Consider the following 17605-nt stretch of genomic DNA (forward strand, 5'->3'; position numbering starts at 1 on the left):
GAGAAGACTATGTTGAAATCCCCCCTGTTCTGGAAAATGACCACCCTGTTTGGTGCAGTATTGCTGTTGTTGATTCCGATAATGCTGATTCGGCAGGTGATTGTCGAACGTGCCGATTACCGTAGCGATGTGGAAGATGCGATTCGGCAAAGTACCAGCGGGCCGCAGAAACTTGTTGGACCGCTCATCGCTATTCCTGTGACCGAGCTTTATACGGTGCAGGAAGAGGATAAAACCGTGGAGCGGAAACGAAGTTTTATCCATTTTTGGTTACCTGAGTCATTGATGGTTGATGGCAATCAGAACGTGGAAGAACGCAAGATTGGGATTTATACCGGTCAGGTCTGGCATAGTGATTTAACGCTAAAAGCCGATTTTGATGTTTCGCGTCTTAGCGAACTCAATGCGCCAAATATCACCTTAGGCAAGCCATTTATTGTGATTGGCGTCGGGGATGCGCGTGGTATAGGTGTGGTGAAAGCACCTGACGTTAACGGAACGGCGCTGACCATTGAACCCGGTACCGGGTTAGAGCAAGGCGGGCAGGGCGTGCATATCCCTTTACCCGAAGGGGACTGGCGGAAGCAGAACCTGAAGCTGAATATGGCGCTGAATTTAAGCGGTACCGGCAATCTTTCTGTGGTGCCTGCCGGGCGTAATAGCGAAATGACCTTAACCAGCAACTGGCCGCATCCCAGTTTTTTAGGTGATTTTCTGCCAGCCAAACGGGAAGTCAGCGAGTCTGGTTTTCAGGCGCAATGGCAAAGCAGCTGGTTTGCTAATAATCTCGGTGAGCGTTTTGCTTCAGGTAATGATACCGGCTGGGAAAACTTCCCGGCGTTTAGCGTCGCAGTGACGACGCCAGCCGATCAATACCAATTAACGGACCGTGCGACTAAGTACGCCATTCTGCTGATTGCACTGACTTTTATGGCGTTCTTTGTTTTTGAAACGCTCACCGCGCAACGTTTACACCCAATGCAATATTTGCTGGTGGGGCTTTCATTGGTGATGTTTTATTTGCTCTTGCTGGCGCTTTCTGAACATACCGGTTTTACCGTGGCATGGATAATCGCCAGTCTGATTGGGGCGTTAATGAACGGTATTTATTTGCAGGCGGTATTGAAAGGCTGGCGCAACAGCATGTTGTTTACCCTCGCGCTGTTGTTGCTGGATGGTGTGATGTGGGGACTGCTCAACTCTGCCGATAGCGCGCTGTTGTTGGGAACCAGTGTGCTGGTGGTGGCGCTGGCCGGCATGATGTTTGTGACCCGTAATATCGACTGGTATGCGTTTTCACTGCCGAAAATGAAAGCCAGTAAAGAAGTTACAACGGACGATGAGTTACGTATCTGGAAATAAGGTTGAAAAATAAAAACGGCGCTAAAAAGCGCCGTTTTTTTTGACGGTGGTAAAGCCGATTAATCTTCCAGATCACCGCAGAAGCGATAACCTTCACCGTGAATGGTGGCGATGATTTCCGGCGTATCCGGCGTAGATTCGAAATGTTTACGAATACGGCGGATCGTCACGTCTACAGTACGGTCGTGCGGTTTCAGCTCACGGCCGGTCATTTTCTTCAGCAGTTCAGCACGGGACTGAATTTTGCCTGGGTTTTCACAGAAGTGAAGCATGGCGCGGAACTCGCTGCGCGGCAGCTTGTACTGCTCGCCATCAGGGCCGATCAGCGAACGGCTGTTGATGTCCAGTTCCCAACCATTGAACTTGTAGCTTTCAACGCTACGACGTTCTTCGCTGACAGTACCAAGATTCATGGTACGGGACAGCAGGTTGCGTGCACGAATAGTCAGTTCACGCGGGTTGAACGGTTTGGTGATGTAGTCATCTGCACCGATTTCGAGGCCGAGAATTTTATCGACTTCGTTGTCACGGCCAGTCAGGAACATCAACGCAACATTCGCCTGCTCGCGCAGTTCACGCGCTAACAGAAGACCGTTCTTACCCGGCAGATTGATATCCATGATCACCAGGTTGATGTCATATTCAGAGAGGATCTGATGCATTTCCGCGCCATCTGTCGCTTCGAAAACATCATAGCCTTCCGCTTCGAAAATACTTTTCAACGTGTTGCGTGTTACCAACTCGTCTTCAACGATAAGAATGTGCGGGGTCTGCATGTTTGCTACCTAAATTGCCAACTAAATCGAAACAGGAAGTACAAAAGTCCCTGACCTGCCTGATGCATGCTGCAAATTAACATGATCGGCGTAACATGACTAAAGTACGTAATTGCGTTCTTGATGCACTTTCCATCAACGTCAACAACATCATTAGCTTGGTCGTGGGTACTTTCCCTCAGGACCCGACAGTGTCAAAAACGGCTGTCATCCTAACCATTTTAACAGCAACATAACAGGCTAAGAGGGGCCGGACACCCAATAAAACTACGCTTCGTTGACATATATCAAGTTCAATTGTAGCACGTTAACAGTTTGATGAAATCATCGTATCTAAATGCTAGCTTTCGTCACATTATTTTAATAATCCAACTAGTTGCATCATACAACTAATAAACGTGGTGAATCCAATTGTCGAGATTTATTTTTTATAAAATTATCCTAAGTAAACAGAAGGATATGTAGCATTTTTTAACAATTCAACCATTAGTATAGTCAGGAAATAGTTTAGCCTTTTTTAAGTTAAGTGAAGGGCTTTTTCTGCGACTTACGTTAAGGGTTTGTAAATTCGATCCGCGTAATAAGTTGACAATGATCACCCTGTGCGCGGTTATTAGGTCAAGAAGAGTGGCAATATGCGTATAACGATTATTCTGGTCGCACCCGCCAGAGCAGAAAATATTGGGGCAGCGGCGCGGGCAATGAAAACGATGGGGTTTAGCGAGCTGCGAATTGTCGATAGTCAGGCACACCTGGAGCCAGCTACCCGCTGGGTTGCACATGGATCTGGTGATATTATTGATAATATTAAAGTTTTCCCAACTCTGGCTGAATCGTTACACGATGTCGACTTCACTGTCGCCACCACTGCACGCAGTCGGGCGAAATATCATTACTACGCCACGCCGGTGGAACTGGTGCCGCTGTTAGAGGAAAAATCTTCATGGATGAGCCATGCCGCGCTGGTGTTTGGTCGCGAAGATTCCGGGCTGACTAACGAAGAGTTAGCCTTGGCTGACGTTCTTACTGGTGTGCCGATGGTGGCAGATTATCCTTCGCTGAATCTGGGGCAGGCGGTGATGGTTTATTGCTATCAATTAGCAACATTAATACAACAACCGGCCAAAAGTGACACAACGGCAGACCAACATCAACTGCAAGCTTTACGCGAACGAGCCATGTCATTGCTGACGACCCTGGCAGTGGCAGATGACACAAAACTGGTCGACTGGTTACAACAACGGCTGGGGCTTTTAGAGCAACGAGACACGGCAATGTTGCATCGTTTGCTGCATGATATTGAAAAAAATATCACCAAATAAAAAACGCCTTAGTAAGTATTTTTCAGCTTTTCATTCTGACTGCAACGGGCAATATGTCTCTGTGTGGATTAAAAAAAGTGTCTCTGACAGCAGCTTCTGAACTGGTTACCTGCCGTGAGTAAATTAAAATTTTATTGACTTAGGTCACTAAATACTTTAACCAATATAGGCATAGCGCACAGACAGATAAAAATTACAGAGTACACAACATCCATGAAACGCATTAGCACCACCATTACCACCACCATCACCATTACCACAGGTAACGGTGCGGGCTGACGCGTACAGGAAACACAGAAAAAAGCCCGCACCTGACAGTGCGGGCTTTTTTTTCGACCAAAGGTAACGAGGTAACAACCATGCGAGTGTTGAAGTTCGGCGGTACATCAGTGGCAAATGCAGAACGTTTTCTGCGGGTTGCCGATATTCTGGAAAGCAATGCCAGGCAGGGGCAGGTGGCCACCGTCCTCTCTGCCCCCGCCAAAATCACCAACCACCTGGTGGCGATGATTGAAAAAACCATTAGCGGCCAGGATGCTTTACCCAATATCAGCGATGCCGAACGTATTTTTGCCGAACTTCTGACGGGACTCGCCGCCGCCCAGCCGGGATTCCCGCTGGCGCAGCTGAAAACTTTCGTCGACCAGGAATTTGCCCAAATTAAACATGTCCTGCATGGTATTAGTTTGTTAGGGCAGTGCCCGGATAGCATCAACGCGGCACTGATTTGCCGTGGCGAGAAAATGTCGATCGCCATTATGGCCGGCGTGTTAGAAGCGCGTGGTCACAACGTTACCGTAATCGATCCGGTCGAAAAACTGCTGGCAGTCGGTCATTACCTCGAATCTACCGTCGATATTGCTGAGTCCACCCGCCGTATTGCGGCAAGCCGCATTCCGGCTGACCACATGGTGCTGATGGCAGGTTTCACCGCCGGTAATGAAAAAGGCGAACTGGTGGTGCTTGGACGTAACGGTTCCGACTACTCCGCCGCGGTACTGGCTGCCTGTTTACGCGCCGATTGTTGCGAGATCTGGACGGACGTTGACGGGGTCTATACCTGCGACCCGCGTCAGGTGCCCGATGCGAGGTTGTTGAAGTCGATGTCCTACCAGGAAGCGATGGAGCTTTCCTACTTCGGCGCTAAAGTTCTTCACCCCCGCACCATTACCCCTATCGCCCAGTTCCAAATCCCTTGCCTGATTAAAAACACCGGAAATCCTCAAGCACCAGGTACGCTCATTGGCGCCAGCCGTGATGAAGACGAATTACCAGTCAAGGGCATTTCCAATCTGAATAACATGGCAATGTTTAGCGTTTCCGGTCCGGGAATGAAAGGGATGGTCGGCATGGCGGCGCGCGTCTTTGCAGCGATGTCACGCGCTCGCATTTCAGTGGTGCTGATTACGCAATCGTCTTCTGAATACAGTATCAGTTTCTGCGTTCCACAAAGCGACTGTGTGCGAGCTGAACGGGCGATGCAGGAAGAGTTCTATCTTGAACTGAAGGAAGGCTTGCTGGAGCCGCTGGCGGTGACGGAACGGCTAGCCATTATCTCGGTGGTAGGTGATGGTATGCGCACCTTGCGTGGGATCTCGGCGAAATTCTTTGCCGCGCTGGCCCGCGCCAATATCAACATTGTCGCCATTGCTCAGGGATCTTCTGAACGCTCAATCTCTGTCGTGGTAAATAACGATGATGCGACCACTGGCGTGCGCGTTACCCACCAGATGCTGTTCAATACCGATCAGGTTATCGAAGTGTTTGTGATTGGCGTCGGTGGTGTTGGCGGTGCGCTGCTGGAGCAACTGAAGCGCCAGCAAAGCTGGCTGAAGAATAAACATATCGACTTACGTGTCTGCGGCGTTGCCAACTCAAAGGCTCTGCTCACCAATGTGCATGGCCTTAATCTGGAGAACTGGCAGGAAGAACTGGCGCAAGCCAAAGAGCCGTTTAACCTCGGGCGCTTAATTCGCCTGGTGAAAGAATATCATTTGCTGAATCCGGTGATTGTCGACTGTACCTCCAGCCAGGCGGTGGCGGATCAGTATGCTGACTTCCTGCGCGAAGGTTTCCACGTGGTTACGCCAAACAAAAAGGCCAACACCTCGTCGATGGATTACTACCATCAGTTGCGTTATGCGGCGGAAAAATCGCGGCGTAAATTCCTCTATGACACTAACGTTGGGGCTGGATTACCGGTTATTGAGAACCTGCAAAATCTGCTCAACGCAGGTGATGAATTAATGAAGTTCTCCGGCATTCTTTCCGGTTCGCTTTCTTATATCTTCGGCAAGTTAGACGAAGGCATGAGTTTCTCCGAGGCGACCACGCTGGCGCGGGAAATGGGTTATACCGAACCGGACCCGCGAGATGATCTTTCTGGTATGGATGTGGCGCGTAAGCTATTGATTCTCGCCCGTGAAACGGGACGTGAACTGGAACTGGCGGATATTGAAATTGAACCTGTGCTGCCCGCAGAGTTTAACGCAGAGGGTGATGTTGCAGCTTTTATGGCGAATCTGTCACAGCTCGACGATCTCTTTGCCGCACGCGTGGCGAAGGCTCGTGATGAGGGCAAAGTTTTGCGCTATGTTGGCAATATTGATGAAGATGGCATCTGCCGCGTGAAGATTGCCGAAGTGGATGGCAATGATCCGCTGTTCAAAGTGAAAAATGGCGAAAACGCCCTGGCCTTCTATAGCCACTATTATCAGCCGCTGCCGTTGGTTCTGCGCGGATATGGCGCGGGCAATGACGTTACAGCTGCTGGTGTCTTTGCCGATCTGCTACGTACCCTCTCATGGAAGTTAGGAGTCTGACATGGTTAAAGTTTATGCCCCGGCTTCCAGTGCCAATATGAGCGTCGGGTTTGATGTGCTCGGGGCGGCGGTGACACCCGTTGATGGTGCATTGCTCGGAGATGTAGTCACGGTTGAGGCGGCAGAGACATTCAGTCTCAACAACCTTGGACGCTTTGCCGATAAGCTGCCGTCAGAACCAAGGGAAAATATCGTTTATCAGTGCTGGGAGCGTTTTTGCCAGGAGCTGGGCAAGCAAATTCCAGTGGCGATGACTCTGGAAAAGAATATGCCGATCGGCTCGGGCTTAGGCTCCAGTGCCTGTTCGGTGGTCGCGGCGCTGATGGCGATGAATGAACACTGCGGCAAGCCGCTTAATGACACTCGTTTGCTGGCTTTGATGGGCGAGCTGGAAGGGCGTATCTCCGGCAGCATTCATTACGACAACGTGGCACCGTGTTTTCTTGGTGGTATGCAGTTGATGATCGAAGAAAACGACATCATCAGCCAGCAAGTGCCGGGGTTTGATGAGTGGCTGTGGGTGCTGGCATATCCGGGGATTAAAGTCTCGACGGCAGAAGCCCGGGCTATTTTACCGGCACAGTATCGCCGCCAGGATTGCATTGCGCACGGGCGACATCTGGCAGGCTTCATTCACGCCTGCTATTCCCGTCAGCCTGAGCTTGCCGCGAAGTTGATGAAAGATGTTATCGCTGAACCTTACCGTGAACGTTTACTGCCTGGCTTCAAGCAGGCGCGGCAGGCGGTCGCGGAAATCGGCGCGGTAGCGAGCGGTATCTCCGGCTCCGGGCCGACCTTGTTCGCTCTGTGTGACAAGCCGGATACCGCCCAGCGCGTTGCCGACTGGTTGGGTAAGAACTACCTGCAAAATCAGGAAGGTTTTGTTCATATTTGCCGGCTGGATACGGCGGGCGCACGAGTACTGGAAAACTAAATGAAACTCTACAATCTGAAAGATCACAATGAGCAGGTCAGCTTTGCGCAAGCCGTAACCCAGGGGTTGGGCAAAAATCAGGGGCTGTTTTTCCCGCACGACCTGCCGGAATTCAGCCTGACTGAAATTGATGAGATGCTGAAGCTGGATTTTGTCACCCGCAGTGCGAAGATCCTCTCGGCGTTTATTGGTGATGAAATCCCGCAGGAAATCCTGGAAGAGCGCGTACGCGCGGCGTTTGCCTTCCCGGCTCCGGTCGCCAATGTTGAAAGCGATGTCGGTTGTCTGGAGTTGTTTCACGGGCCAACGCTGGCATTTAAAGATTTCGGCGGTCGCTTTATGGCACAAATGCTGACCCATATTGCGGGCGATAAGCCAGTGACCATTCTGACTGCGACCTCCGGTGATACCGGAGCGGCAGTGGCTCATGCTTTCTACGGTTTACCGAATGTGAAAGTGGTTATCCTCTATCCAAGAGGCAAAATCAGTCCACTGCAAGAAAAACTGTTCTGTACATTGGGCGGCAATATTGAAACTGTTGCCATCGACGGCGATTTCGATGCCTGTCAGGCGCTGGTGAAGCAGGCGTTTGATGATGAAGAACTGAAAGTGGCGCTGGGGCTAAACTCTGCTAACTCCATTAACATCAGCCGTTTGCTGGCGCAGATTTGCTACTACTTTGAAGCTGTTGCGCAGCTGCCGCAGGAAGCGCGCAACCAGCTGGTTGTCTCGGTGCCGAGCGGTAACTTCGGCGATTTGACTGCGGGCCTGCTGGCGAAATCTCTTGGCCTGCCGGTGAAGCGTTTTATCGCTGCCACTAACGTGAACGATACAGTGCCGCGTTTCCTGCACGACGGGCAGTGGTCCCCTAAAGCGACTCAGGCGACGTTATCCAACGCGATGGACGTGAGTCAACCGAACAACTGGCCGCGTGTGGAAGAGTTGTTCCGCCGCAAAATCTGGCAACTGAAAGAGCTGGGTTATGCAGCCGTAGATGATGAAACCACGCAACAGACAATGCGTGAGTTAAAAGCGCTGGGCTATACCTCGGAGCCGCACGCTGCCGTAGCTTATCGTGCGCTGCGTGACCAGTTGCATCCAGGCGAATATGGCTTGTTCCTCGGCACCGCGCATCCGGCGAAATTTAAAGAGAGCGTGGAAGCGATTCTCGGTGAAACATTGGATCTGCCAAAAGAGCTGGCAGAACGTGCTGATTTACCCTTGCTTTCGCATAATCTGCCCGCCGATTTTGCTGCGTTGCGTAAATTGATGATGAATCATCAGTAACATCTATTCATTATCTCAATCAGGCCGGGTTTGCTTTTATACAGCCCGGCTTTTTTATGAAGAAAATATGGAGAAAAACGACAGGAAAAAAGGAGAAATTCTCAATAAATGCGGTAACTTAGAGATTAGGATTGCGGAGAATAACAACCGCCGTTCTCATCGCGTAATCTCCGGATATCGACCCATAACGGGCAATGATAAAAGGAGTAACCTGTGAAAAAGATGCAATCTATCGTACTCGCACTTTCCCTGGTTCTGGTCGCTCCCATGGCAGCACAGGCTGCGGAAATTACGTTAGTCCCGTCAGTAAAATTACAGATAGGCGATCGTGATAATCGTGGCTATTACTGGGATGGCGGTCACTGGCGCGACCACGGCTGGTGGAAACAACATTATGAATGGCGAGGCAATCGCTGGCACCCACACGGACCGCCGCCACCGCCGCGCCACCATAAGAAAGCTCCTCATGATCATCACGGCGGTCATGGTCCAGGCAAACATCACCGCTAAATGACAAATGCCGGGTAACAATCCGGCATTCAGCGCCTGATGCGACGCTGGCGCGTCTTATCAGGCCTACGTTAATTCTGCAATATATTGAATCTGCATGCTTTTGTAGGCCGGATAAGGCGTTCACGCCGCATCCGGCATTTACTGCAAACTTAACGCTGCTCGTAGCGTTTAAACACCAGTTCGCCGTTGCTGGAGGAAGCTTCATCAAAGAAGTAACCTTCGCTATTAAAACCAGTCAGTTGCTCTGGTTTGGTCAGCCGATTTTCAATAATGAAACGACTCATCAGACCGCGTGCTTTCTTAGCGTAGAAGCTGATGATCTTAAATTTGCCGTTCTTCTCATCGAGGAACACTGGCTTGATAATCTCGGCATTCAATTTCTTCGGCTTCACCGATTTAAAATACTCATCTGACGCCAGATTAATCACCACATTATCGCCTTGTGCTGCGAGCGCCTCGTTCAGCTTGTTGGTGATGATATCTCCCCAGAATTGATACAGATCTTTCCCTCGGGCATTCTCAAGACGGATCCCCATTTCCAGACGATAAGGCTGCATTAAATCGAGCGGGCGCAGTACGCCATACAAGCCGGAAAGCATTCGCAAATGTTGTTGGGCAAAATCGAAATCGTCTTCGCTGAAGGTTTCGGCCTGCAAGCCAGTATAGACATCACCTTTAAATGCCAGAATCGCTTGTCGGGCATTCTCTGGCGTGAAATCTGGCTGCCAGTCATGAAAGCGAGCGGCGTTGATACCCGCCAGTTTGTCGCTGATGCGCATCAGCGTGCTAATCTGCGGAGGCGTCAGTTTCCGCGCTTCATGGATCAACTGCTGGGAATTGTCTAACAGCTCCGGCAGCGTATAGCGCGTGGTGGGCAACGGGCTTTGGTAATCGAGCGTTTTCGCAGGTGAAATAAGAATCAGCATATCCAGTCCTTGCAGGAAATTTATGCCGACTTTAGCAAAAAAAGAGAATGAGTTGATCGATAGTTGTGATTACTCCTGCGAAACATCATCCCACGCGTCCGGAGAAAGCTGGCGACCAATATCCGGATAACGCAACGGATCAAACACCGGGCGCACGCCGAGTTTACGCTGGCGTAGATAATCACTGGCAATGGTATGAACCACAGGCGAGAGCAGTAATATGGCGGTCAAATTGGTAATAGCCATGCAGGCCATTATGATATCTGCCAGTTGCCACATCAGCGGAAGACTTAGCAAGGTGCCGCCGATGACCGTTGCGAAGGTGCAGATTCGCAGACACCAGATCGCTTTAGGGTTGTTCAGGCGTAAGAAGAAGAGATTGTTTTCGGCATAAATGTAGTTGGCAACGATGGAGCTGAAGGCAAACAGAATAACCACGAGGGTAACAAACTCCGCACCCCAGGAACCCATTAACACCCGCATCGCCTTCTGGATAAGCTGAATACCTTCCAGTGGCATGTAGGTTGTGCCGTTGCCAGCCAGTAATATCAGCATGGCGCTTGCCGTACAGATGACCAGGGTGTCGATAAAAATGCCAATCATCTGGACAATCCCTTGCGCTGCGGGATGCGGAGGCCAGGACGCAGCTGCCGCTGCCGCGTTTGGCGTCGACCCCATTCCCGCCTCATTGGAAAACATACTGCGCTGAAAACCGTTAGTAATCGCCTGGCTTAAGGTATATCCCGCCGCGCCGCCTGCCGCTTCCTGCCAGCCAAAAGCACTCTCAAAAATAGACCAAATGACGTGGGGAAGTTGCCCGATATTCATTACGCAAATTACCAGGCTGGTCAGTACCCAGATTATCGCCATCAACGGGACAAACCCCTGCATGAGCCGGGCGACGCCATGAAGACCGCGAGTGATTGCCAGCAGAGCAAAGACAGCAAGAATAATGCCTGTCACCAACGGGGGAAAATCAAAAGAAAAACTCAGGGCTCGGGCAACGGCGTTCGCCTGAACTCCGCTGAAAATTATGCCGTAGGCGATGAGCAAAAAGAGGGCGAACAGAACGCCCATCCAGCGCATCCCCAGCCCGCGCGCCATATACCATGCCGGTCCGCCACGAAACTGCCCATTAACGTCACGTTCTTTATATAGTTGTGCAAGGGAACATTCGGCAAACGAGGTCGCCATGCCGATAAACGCGGCAACCCACATCCAGAAGACGGCACCTGGTCCACCGGCGGTAATAGCCAGTGCAACGCCAGCCAGGTTGCCGCTACCCACGCGCGCCGCAAGACTGGTACACAATGACTGAAATGAGGTTAAACCGCCTGGCTGTGGATGAATGCTATTTTTAAGACTTTTGCCAAACTGGCGGATGTAGCGAAACTGCACAAATCCGGTGCGAAAAGTGAACCAACAACCTGCGCCGAAGAGCAGGTAAATCATTACCGATCCCCAAAGGACGCTGTTAATAAAGGAGAAAAAATCTGGCATGCATATCCCTCTTATTGCCGGTCGCGATGACTTTCCTGTGTAAACGTTACCAATTGTTTAAGAAGTATATACGCTACGAGGTACTTGATAACTTCTGCGTAGCATACATGAGGTTTTGTATAAAAATGGCGGGCGATATCAACGCAGTGTCAGAAATCCGAAACAGTCTCGCCAGGCGATAACCGTCTTGTCGGCGGTTGCGCTGACGTTGCGTCGTGATATCATCAGGGCAGACCGGTTACATCCCCCTAACAAGCTGTTTAAAGAGAAATACTATCATGACGGACAAATTGACCTCCCTTCGTCAGTACACCACCGTAGTGGCCGACACTGGGGACATCGCGGCAATGAAGCTGTATCAACCGCAGGATGCCACAACTAACCCTTCTCTCATTCTTAACGCAGCGCAGATTCCGGAATATCGTAAGTTGATTGATGATGCTGTCGCCTGGGCGAAACAGCAGAGCAACGATCGCGCGCAGCAGATCGTGGACGCGACCGACAAACTGGCAGTAAATATTGGTCTGGAAATCCTGAAACTGGTTCCGGGCCGTATCTCAACTGAGGTTGATGCGCGTCTTTCCTATGACACCGAAGCGTCAATTGCGAAAGCAAAACGCCTGATCAAGCTCTACAACGATGCAGGTATTAGCAACGATCGTATTCTGATCAAACTGGCTTCTACCTGGCAGGGTATCCGTGCTGCAGAACAGCTGGAAAAAGAAGGTATCAACTGTAACCTGACCCTGCTGTTCTCCTTCGCTCAGGCTCGTGCTTGTGCGGAAGCAGGCGTGTTCCTGATCTCGCCATTTGTTGGCCGTATTCTTGACTGGTACAAAGCGAATACTGATAAGAAAGAGTACGCTCCGGCAGAAGATCCGGGCGTGGTTTCTGTATCTGAAATCTACCAGTACTACAAAGAGCACGGTTATGAAACCGTGGTGATGGGCGCAAGCTTCCGTAACATCGGCGAAATTCTGGAACTGGCAGGCTGCGACCGTCTGACCATCGCACCGGCACTGCTGAAAGAGCTGGCTGAGAGCGAAGGGGCTATCGAACGTAAACTGTCTTACACCGGCGAAGTGAAAGCGCGTCCGGCGCGTATCACTGAGTCCGAGTTCCTGTGGCAGCACAACCAGGATCCAATGGCAGTAGATAAACTGGCAGAAGGTATCCGTAAGTTTGCTGTTGACCAGGAAAAACTGGAAAAAATGATCGGCGATCTGCTGTAATCATTCTTAGCGTGACCGGGAAGTCGGTCACGCTACCTCTTCTGAAGCCTGTCTGTCACTCCCTTCGCAGTGTATCATTCTGTTTAACGAGACTGTTTAAACGGAAAAATCTTGATGAATACTTTACGTATTGGCTTAGTTTCCATCTCTGATCGCGCATCCAGCGGCGTTTATCAGGATAAAGGCATCCCTGCGCTGGAAGAATGGCTGACATCGGCGCTAACCACGCCGTTTGAACTGGAAACCCGCTTAATCCCCGATGAGCAGGCGATCATTGAGCAAACGTTGTGTGAGCTGGTGGATGAAATGAGTTGCCATCTGGTGCTCACCACGGGCGGAACTGGTCCGGCGCGTCGTGACGTCACGCCCGATGCGACGCTGGCAGTAGCGGACCGCGAGATGCCGGGCTTTGGTGAACAGATGCGCCAAATTAGCCTGCATTTTGTTCCAACCGCGATCCTTTCGCGCCAGGTGGGCGTGATTCGCAAACAAGCACTAATCCTTAACTTACCCGGTCAGCCGAAGTCTATTAAAGAGACGCTGGAAGGTGTGAAGGACGCTGAGGGTAACGTTGTGGTGCACGGTATTTTTGCCAGCGTACCGTACTGCATTCAGTTGCTGGAAGGGCCATACGTTGAAACGGCACCGGAAGTGGTTGCAGCATTCAGACCGAAGAGTGCAAGACGCGAAGTTAGCGAATAAAAAAATCCCCCCGAGCGGGGGGATCTCAAAACAATTAGTGGGATTCACCAATCGGCAGAACGGTGCGACCAAACTGCTCGTTCAGTACTTCACCCATCGCCAGATAGATTGCGCTGGCACCGCAGATCAGACCAATCCAGCCGGCAAAGTGGATGATCGCGGCATTACCGACAATGTTACCGATCGCCAGCAGGGCAAACAGCACGGTCAGGCTAAAGAAAACGAATTGCAGAACGCGTGCGCCTTTCAGCGTGCCGAAGAACATAAACAGCGTAAATACGCCCCACAGACCAAGGTAGACACCAAGGAACTGTGCATTTGGCGCATCGGTCAGACCCAGTTTCGGCATCAGCAGAATCGCAACCAGCGTCAGCCAGAAAGAACCGTAAGAGGTGAATGCGGTTAAACCGAAAGTGTTGCCTTTTTTGTACTCCAGCAGACCAGCAAAAATTTGCGCGATGCCGCCGTAGAAAATGCCCATTGCAAGAATAATACCGTCAAGAGCGAAATAACCCACGTTGTGCAGGTTAAGCAGAATGGTGGTCATGCCGAAGCCCATCAGGCCCAGCGGTGCCGGATTAGCCAACTTAGTGTTGCCCATAATTCCTCAAAAATCATCATCGAATGAATGGTGAAATAATTTCCCTGAATAACTGTAGTGTTTTCAGGGCGCGGCATAATAATCAGCCAGTGGGGCAGTGTCTACGATCTTTTGAAGGGAAAATGAAAATTTTCCCCGGTTTCCGGTATCAGACCTGAGTGGCACTAACCATCCGGCGCAGGCAGGCGATTTGCAGTACGGCTGGAATCGTCACGCGATAGGCGCTGCCGCTGACCGCTTTAACCCCATTTAGTGCCGCGCCTACAGGGCCTCCCAGCCCCGCGCCGCGCAGCAAACCATGCCCAAGTACGCTCATTGCTGCGTGGGTGCGTAAAATGCGGGTCAATTGGTTGGAAAGCAAATGCGACACGCCTTTTGCCAATAATTTGTCTTTCATCAGCAGCGGCAGCAGCTCTTCCAGCTCATTCACCCTGGCATCGACCGCGTGCAGAAACTCCTGCTTATGTTCCTCGTCCATTTTCTTCCAGGTATTACGCAGAAATTGTTCCAGTAACTGTTGCTCAATTTCAAACGTAGACATCTCTTTGTCGGCTTTCAGCTTCAATCGTTTTGAAACATCGAGCAAAATGGCCCGATACAATTTACCGTGTCCACGCAGTTTGTTGGCGATACTATCGCCACCAAAATGCTGTAATTCTCCGGCAATCAGCTGCCAGTTGCGGCGATGTTGCTCGGGATGTCCTTCCATCGATTTAAACAGTTCGTTGCGCATCAGTACGCTGGAGAGGCGAGTTTTGCCTTTTTCATTATGGGTGAGCAGCCGGGCGAAATTTGCCAATTGTTCCTCACTACAATGCTGGAGAAAATCCAGATCTGAATCATTCAGGTAATTAACATTCATTTTTTGTGGCTTCTATATTCTGGCGTTAGTCGTCGCCGATAATTTTCAGCGTGGCCATATCCGATGAGTTCACCGTATGGCCGGAAAAGGTGATTTTTGAGACGCAGCGTTTATTGTCGTTATCGCTGTTAATGTTGATCCAGTCAGTGGTTTGCCCTTCTTTTATTTCTGAAGGAATATTCAGGCTCTGACTGGCGCTACGGGCGGCTTTGAAATAAACCGATGCACCACTTAACTGTAAATCGCCATGGTCGGCAGAGAGTTGTATACGCTTAACAATGCGGCAAACAGGAAGTTTCAGCGCCAGATCGTTGGTTTCGTTACGCGGCATGGCAATGACGCCGAGGATTTTATGGTCGTTTGCCTGCGCTGTGCAGCAAAGCAACAGGCTAATTGCCAGGCTGGCGGAAATCGTAAAAACGGATTTCATAAGGATTCTCTTCGTGGGGAGGGAAGGGGGAAGAATACTCACTAGTTTACTGCTGATGAAAAGAAGTTTCAGTCATGTAATCTTTTCTTTTTATTACAATTTTTTTGTGAATGCCTTGGTTGCGATTCATTCATTGTATGAATGAAATTACTGTCTGTTTCATGGCTTCTTCTGGCATATCGCGAAATTTCTGCGCAAAAGCACAAAAAATTTTTGCATCTCCCCCTTGATGACGTGGGTTACGACCCCATTTAGTAGTCAACCGCAGTGAGTGAGTCTGCAAAAAAATGAAATTGGGCTGTTGAAACCAAACGTTTCGCCCCTATTACAGACTCACAACCACATGATGACCGAATATATAGTGGAGACGTTTAGATGGGTAAAATAATTGGTATCGACCTGGGTACTACCAACTCTTGTGTAGCGATTATGGATGGCACCACTCCTCGTGTACTGGAGAACGCCGAAGGCGATCGCACCACGCCTTCTATCATTGCCTATACCCAGGATGGTGAAACTCTGGTTGGTCAGCCGGCTAAACGTCAGGCAGTGACAAACCCGCAAAACACCCTGTTTGCGATTAAACGCCTGATTGGCCGCCGCTTCCAGGACGAAGAAGTACAGCGTGATGTTTCCATCATGCCATTCAAAATTATTGCTGCTGATAACGGCGACGCTTGGGTCGAAGTTAAAGGCCAAAAAATGGCACCGCCGCAGATTTCTGCTGAAGTGCTGAAAAAAATGAAGAAAACCGCGGAAGATTACCTGGGCGAACCGGTAACTGAAGCTGTTATTACCGTACCGGCATACTTTAACGATGCTCAGCGTCAGGCAACCAAAGACGCAGGCCGTATCGCTGGTCTGGAAGTAAAACGTATCATCAACGAACCGACCGCAGCTGCGCTGGCTTATGGTCTGGACAAAGGTACTGGCAACCGTACTATCGCGGTTTATGACCTGGGTGGTGGTACTTTCGATATTTCTATTATCGAAATCGACGAAGTTGACGGCGAAAAAACCTTTGAAGTTCTGGCAACCAACGGTGATACCCACCTGGGGGGTGAAGACTTCGACAGCCGTCTGATCAACTACCTGGTTGAAGAATTCAAGAAAGATCAGGGCATTGACCTGCGCAACGATCCGCTGGCAATGCAGCGCCTGAAAGAAGCGGCAGAAAAAGCGAAAATCGAACTTTCTTCCGCTCAGCAGACCGACGTTAACCTGCCGTATATCACTGCAGACGCGACCGGTCCGAAACACATGAACATCAAAGTGACTCGTGCGAAACTGGAAAGCCTGGTTGAAGACCTGGTAAACCGTTCCATTGAGCCGCTGAAAGTTGCACTGCAGGACGCTGGCCTGTCCGTATCTGATATCGACGACGTTATCCTCGTGGGTGGTCAGACTCGTATGCCAATGGTTCAGAAGAAAGTTGCTGAATTCTTTGGTAAAGAGCCGCGTAAAGACGTTAACCCGGACGAAGCTGTAGCAATCGGTGCTGCTGTTCAGGGTGGTGTTCTGACTGGTGACGTAAAAGACGTACTGCTGCTTGACGTTACCCCGCTGTCTCTGGGTATCGAAACCATGGGCGGTGTGATGACGACGCTGATCGCGAAAAACACCACTATCCCGACCAAGCACAGCCAGGTGTTCTCTACCGCTGAAGACAACCAGTCTGCGGTAACCATCCACGTGCTGCAGGGTGAACGTAAACGTGCAGCTGATAACAAATCTCTGGGTCAGTTCAACCTGGATGGTATCAACCCGGCACCGCGCGGTATGCCGCAGATCGAAGTTACCTTCGATATCGATGCTGACGGTATCCTGCACGTTTCCGCGAAAGATAAAAACAGCGGTAAAGAGCAGAAGATCACCATCAAGGCTTCTTCTGGTCTGAACGAAGATGAAATCCAGAAAATGGTACGCGACGCAGAAGCGAACGCCGAAGCTGACCGTAAGTTTGAAGAGCTGGTACAGACTCGCAACCAGGGCGACCATCTGCTGCACAGCACCCGTAAGCAGGTTGAAGAAGCAGGCGACAAACTGCCGGCTGACGACAAAACTGCTATCGAGTCTGCGCTGACTGCACTGGAAACTGCTCTGAAAGGTGAAGACAAAGCCGCTATCGAAGCGAAAATGCAGGAACTGGCACAGGTTTCCCAGAAACTGATGGAAATCGCCCAGCAGCAACATGCCCAGCAGCAGACTGCCGGTGCTGATGCTTCTGCAAACAACGCGAAAGATGACGATGTTGTCGACGCTGAATTTGAAGAAGTCAAAGACAAAAAATAATCGCCCTATAAACGGGTAATTATACTGACACGGGCGAAGGGGAA

At 50.5% G+C, this 17605-nt stretch carries 17 protein-coding genes and 1 other annotated feature; of the genes, 11 read left to right on the forward strand and 6 right to left on the reverse strand.

Annotation, left to right across the window (positions count from 1 at the left end):
- Positions 1–9: 9 nt before the first annotated feature.
- Positions 10–1362: a cell envelope integrity protein CreD gene (gene creD, locus ATB02_RS04695; protein WP_032183159.1), complete on the forward strand. Its 1353-nt coding sequence runs from the start codon at positions 10–12 to the stop codon at positions 1360–1362.
- A 59-nt stretch (positions 1363–1421) separates the two neighbouring features.
- Here the strand turns inward: creD and arcA are convergent, their stop codons facing one another.
- The gene (gene arcA / locus ATB02_RS04700) at positions 1422–2138 is read right to left on the reverse strand and encodes a two-component system response regulator ArcA (protein WP_001194358.1); all 717 of its coding nucleotides are present in this window, start codon (positions 2136–2138) and stop codon (positions 1422–1424) included.
- Between the two features lie 95 nt (positions 2139–2233).
- Here arcA and yjjY point away from each other — a divergent pair, with 95 nt between their 5' ends.
- The 7 genes from yjjY (at position 2234) to ATB02_RS04735 (ending at position 9013) form a co-directional block, all read left to right on the forward strand.
- Positions 2234–2374: a YjjY family protein gene (gene yjjY / locus ATB02_RS04705; RefSeq protein ID WP_001303782.1), complete on the forward strand. Its 141-nt coding sequence runs from the start codon at positions 2234–2236 to the stop codon at positions 2372–2374.
- A 399-nt stretch (positions 2375–2773) separates the two neighbouring features.
- Positions 2774–3460 carry a tRNA/rRNA methyltransferase gene (locus ATB02_RS04710; protein ID WP_001223153.1) on the forward strand — a complete coding sequence of 229 codons (687 nt, stop codon included), beginning with the start codon at positions 2774–2776 and terminating at the stop codon, positions 3458–3460.
- Between the two features lie 213 nt (positions 3461–3673).
- Positions 3674–3739, forward strand: coding sequence for a thr operon leader peptide (gene thrL, locus ATB02_RS04715; RefSeq protein ID WP_001386572.1), 66 nt, complete (start codon positions 3674–3676; stop codon positions 3737–3739).
- Positions 3675–3794, forward strand: a sequence feature (Thr leader region). (Overlaps the previous gene by 65 nt.)
- 25 nt (positions 3795–3819) lie before the next feature.
- The gene (gene thrA / locus ATB02_RS04720) at positions 3820–6282 is read left to right on the forward strand and encodes a bifunctional aspartate kinase/homoserine dehydrogenase I (protein WP_001264706.1); all 2463 of its coding nucleotides are present in this window, start codon (positions 3820–3822) and stop codon (positions 6280–6282) included.
- A 1-nt stretch (position 6283) separates the two neighbouring features.
- Positions 6284–7216, forward strand: a complete 933-nt coding sequence (gene thrB / locus ATB02_RS04725) for a homoserine kinase (RefSeq protein WP_000241655.1) — start codon at positions 6284–6286, stop codon at positions 7214–7216.
- Positions 7217–8503: a threonine synthase gene (thrC, locus tag ATB02_RS04730; protein WP_000781057.1), complete on the forward strand. Its 1287-nt coding sequence runs from the start codon at positions 7217–7219 to the stop codon at positions 8501–8503. It begins immediately after the preceding gene.
- 213 nt (positions 8504–8716) lie between these two features.
- The gene (locus tag ATB02_RS04735) at positions 8717–9013 is read left to right on the forward strand and encodes a DUF2502 domain-containing protein (protein ID WP_000738723.1); all 297 of its coding nucleotides are present in this window, start codon (positions 8717–8719) and stop codon (positions 9011–9013) included.
- Positions 9014–9165: 152 nt separating this feature from the next.
- On the opposite strand, the gene yaaA is transcribed toward ATB02_RS04735, so the two are convergent.
- Positions 9166–9942, reverse strand: a complete 777-nt coding sequence (yaaA, locus tag ATB02_RS04740; RefSeq protein ID WP_000906178.1) for a peroxide stress protein YaaA — start codon at positions 9940–9942, stop codon at positions 9166–9168.
- Between the two features lie 69 nt (positions 9943–10011).
- Entirely contained in the window at positions 10012–11442 is a 1431-nt protein-coding gene (locus ATB02_RS04745) for an alanine/glycine:cation symporter family protein (RefSeq protein WP_001112573.1), read from the reverse strand.
- A 278-nt stretch (positions 11443–11720) separates the two neighbouring features.
- Between ATB02_RS04745 and tal the strand changes: the two genes are divergently transcribed.
- Together tal and mog are read left to right on the forward strand one after the other, a co-directional pair.
- The gene (gene tal / locus ATB02_RS04750; RefSeq protein ID WP_000130187.1) at positions 11721–12674 is read left to right on the forward strand and encodes a transaldolase; all 954 of its coding nucleotides are present in this window, start codon (positions 11721–11723) and stop codon (positions 12672–12674) included.
- A 114-nt stretch (positions 12675–12788) separates the two neighbouring features.
- Positions 12789–13376 (forward strand): molybdopterin adenylyltransferase, encoded by a 588-nt coding sequence (gene mog, locus ATB02_RS04755; protein WP_001094685.1) that lies wholly within the window; start codon positions 12789–12791, stop codon positions 13374–13376.
- Positions 13377–13410: 34 nt separating this feature from the next.
- Here mog and satP read toward each other — a convergent pair whose 3' ends face one another.
- From satP to ATB02_RS04770, 3 genes are all read right to left on the reverse strand, one after another.
- Positions 13411–13977, reverse strand: coding sequence for an acetate uptake transporter (satP, locus tag ATB02_RS04760; RefSeq protein WP_000528541.1), 567 nt, complete (start codon positions 13975–13977; stop codon positions 13411–13413).
- 148 nt (positions 13978–14125) lie between these two features.
- A complete protein-coding gene (gene msyB, locus ATB02_RS04765; RefSeq protein ID WP_103253534.1) occupies positions 14126–14839 on the reverse strand; it encodes an acidic protein MsyB in 714 nt (237 codons plus the stop codon).
- 25 nt (positions 14840–14864) lie between these two features.
- Complete coding sequence (locus ATB02_RS04770) at positions 14865–15269, reverse strand: DUF2541 family protein (RefSeq protein WP_105271164.1); 405 nt, start codon at positions 15267–15269, stop codon at positions 14865–14867.
- A gap of 375 nt (positions 15270–15644) precedes the next feature.
- Between ATB02_RS04770 and dnaK the strand changes: the two genes are divergently transcribed.
- Complete coding sequence (gene dnaK / locus ATB02_RS04775; protein WP_000516135.1) at positions 15645–17561, forward strand: molecular chaperone DnaK; 1917 nt, start codon at positions 15645–15647, stop codon at positions 17559–17561.
- The last annotated feature ends 44 nt before the right edge of the window (positions 17562–17605 follow it).

Origin of the sequence: Escherichia sp. MOD1-EC5189 (assembly GCF_002966045.1) — a bacterium.
Taxonomy (GTDB): domain Bacteria; phylum Pseudomonadota; class Gammaproteobacteria; order Enterobacterales; family Enterobacteriaceae; genus Escherichia; species Escherichia coli_F.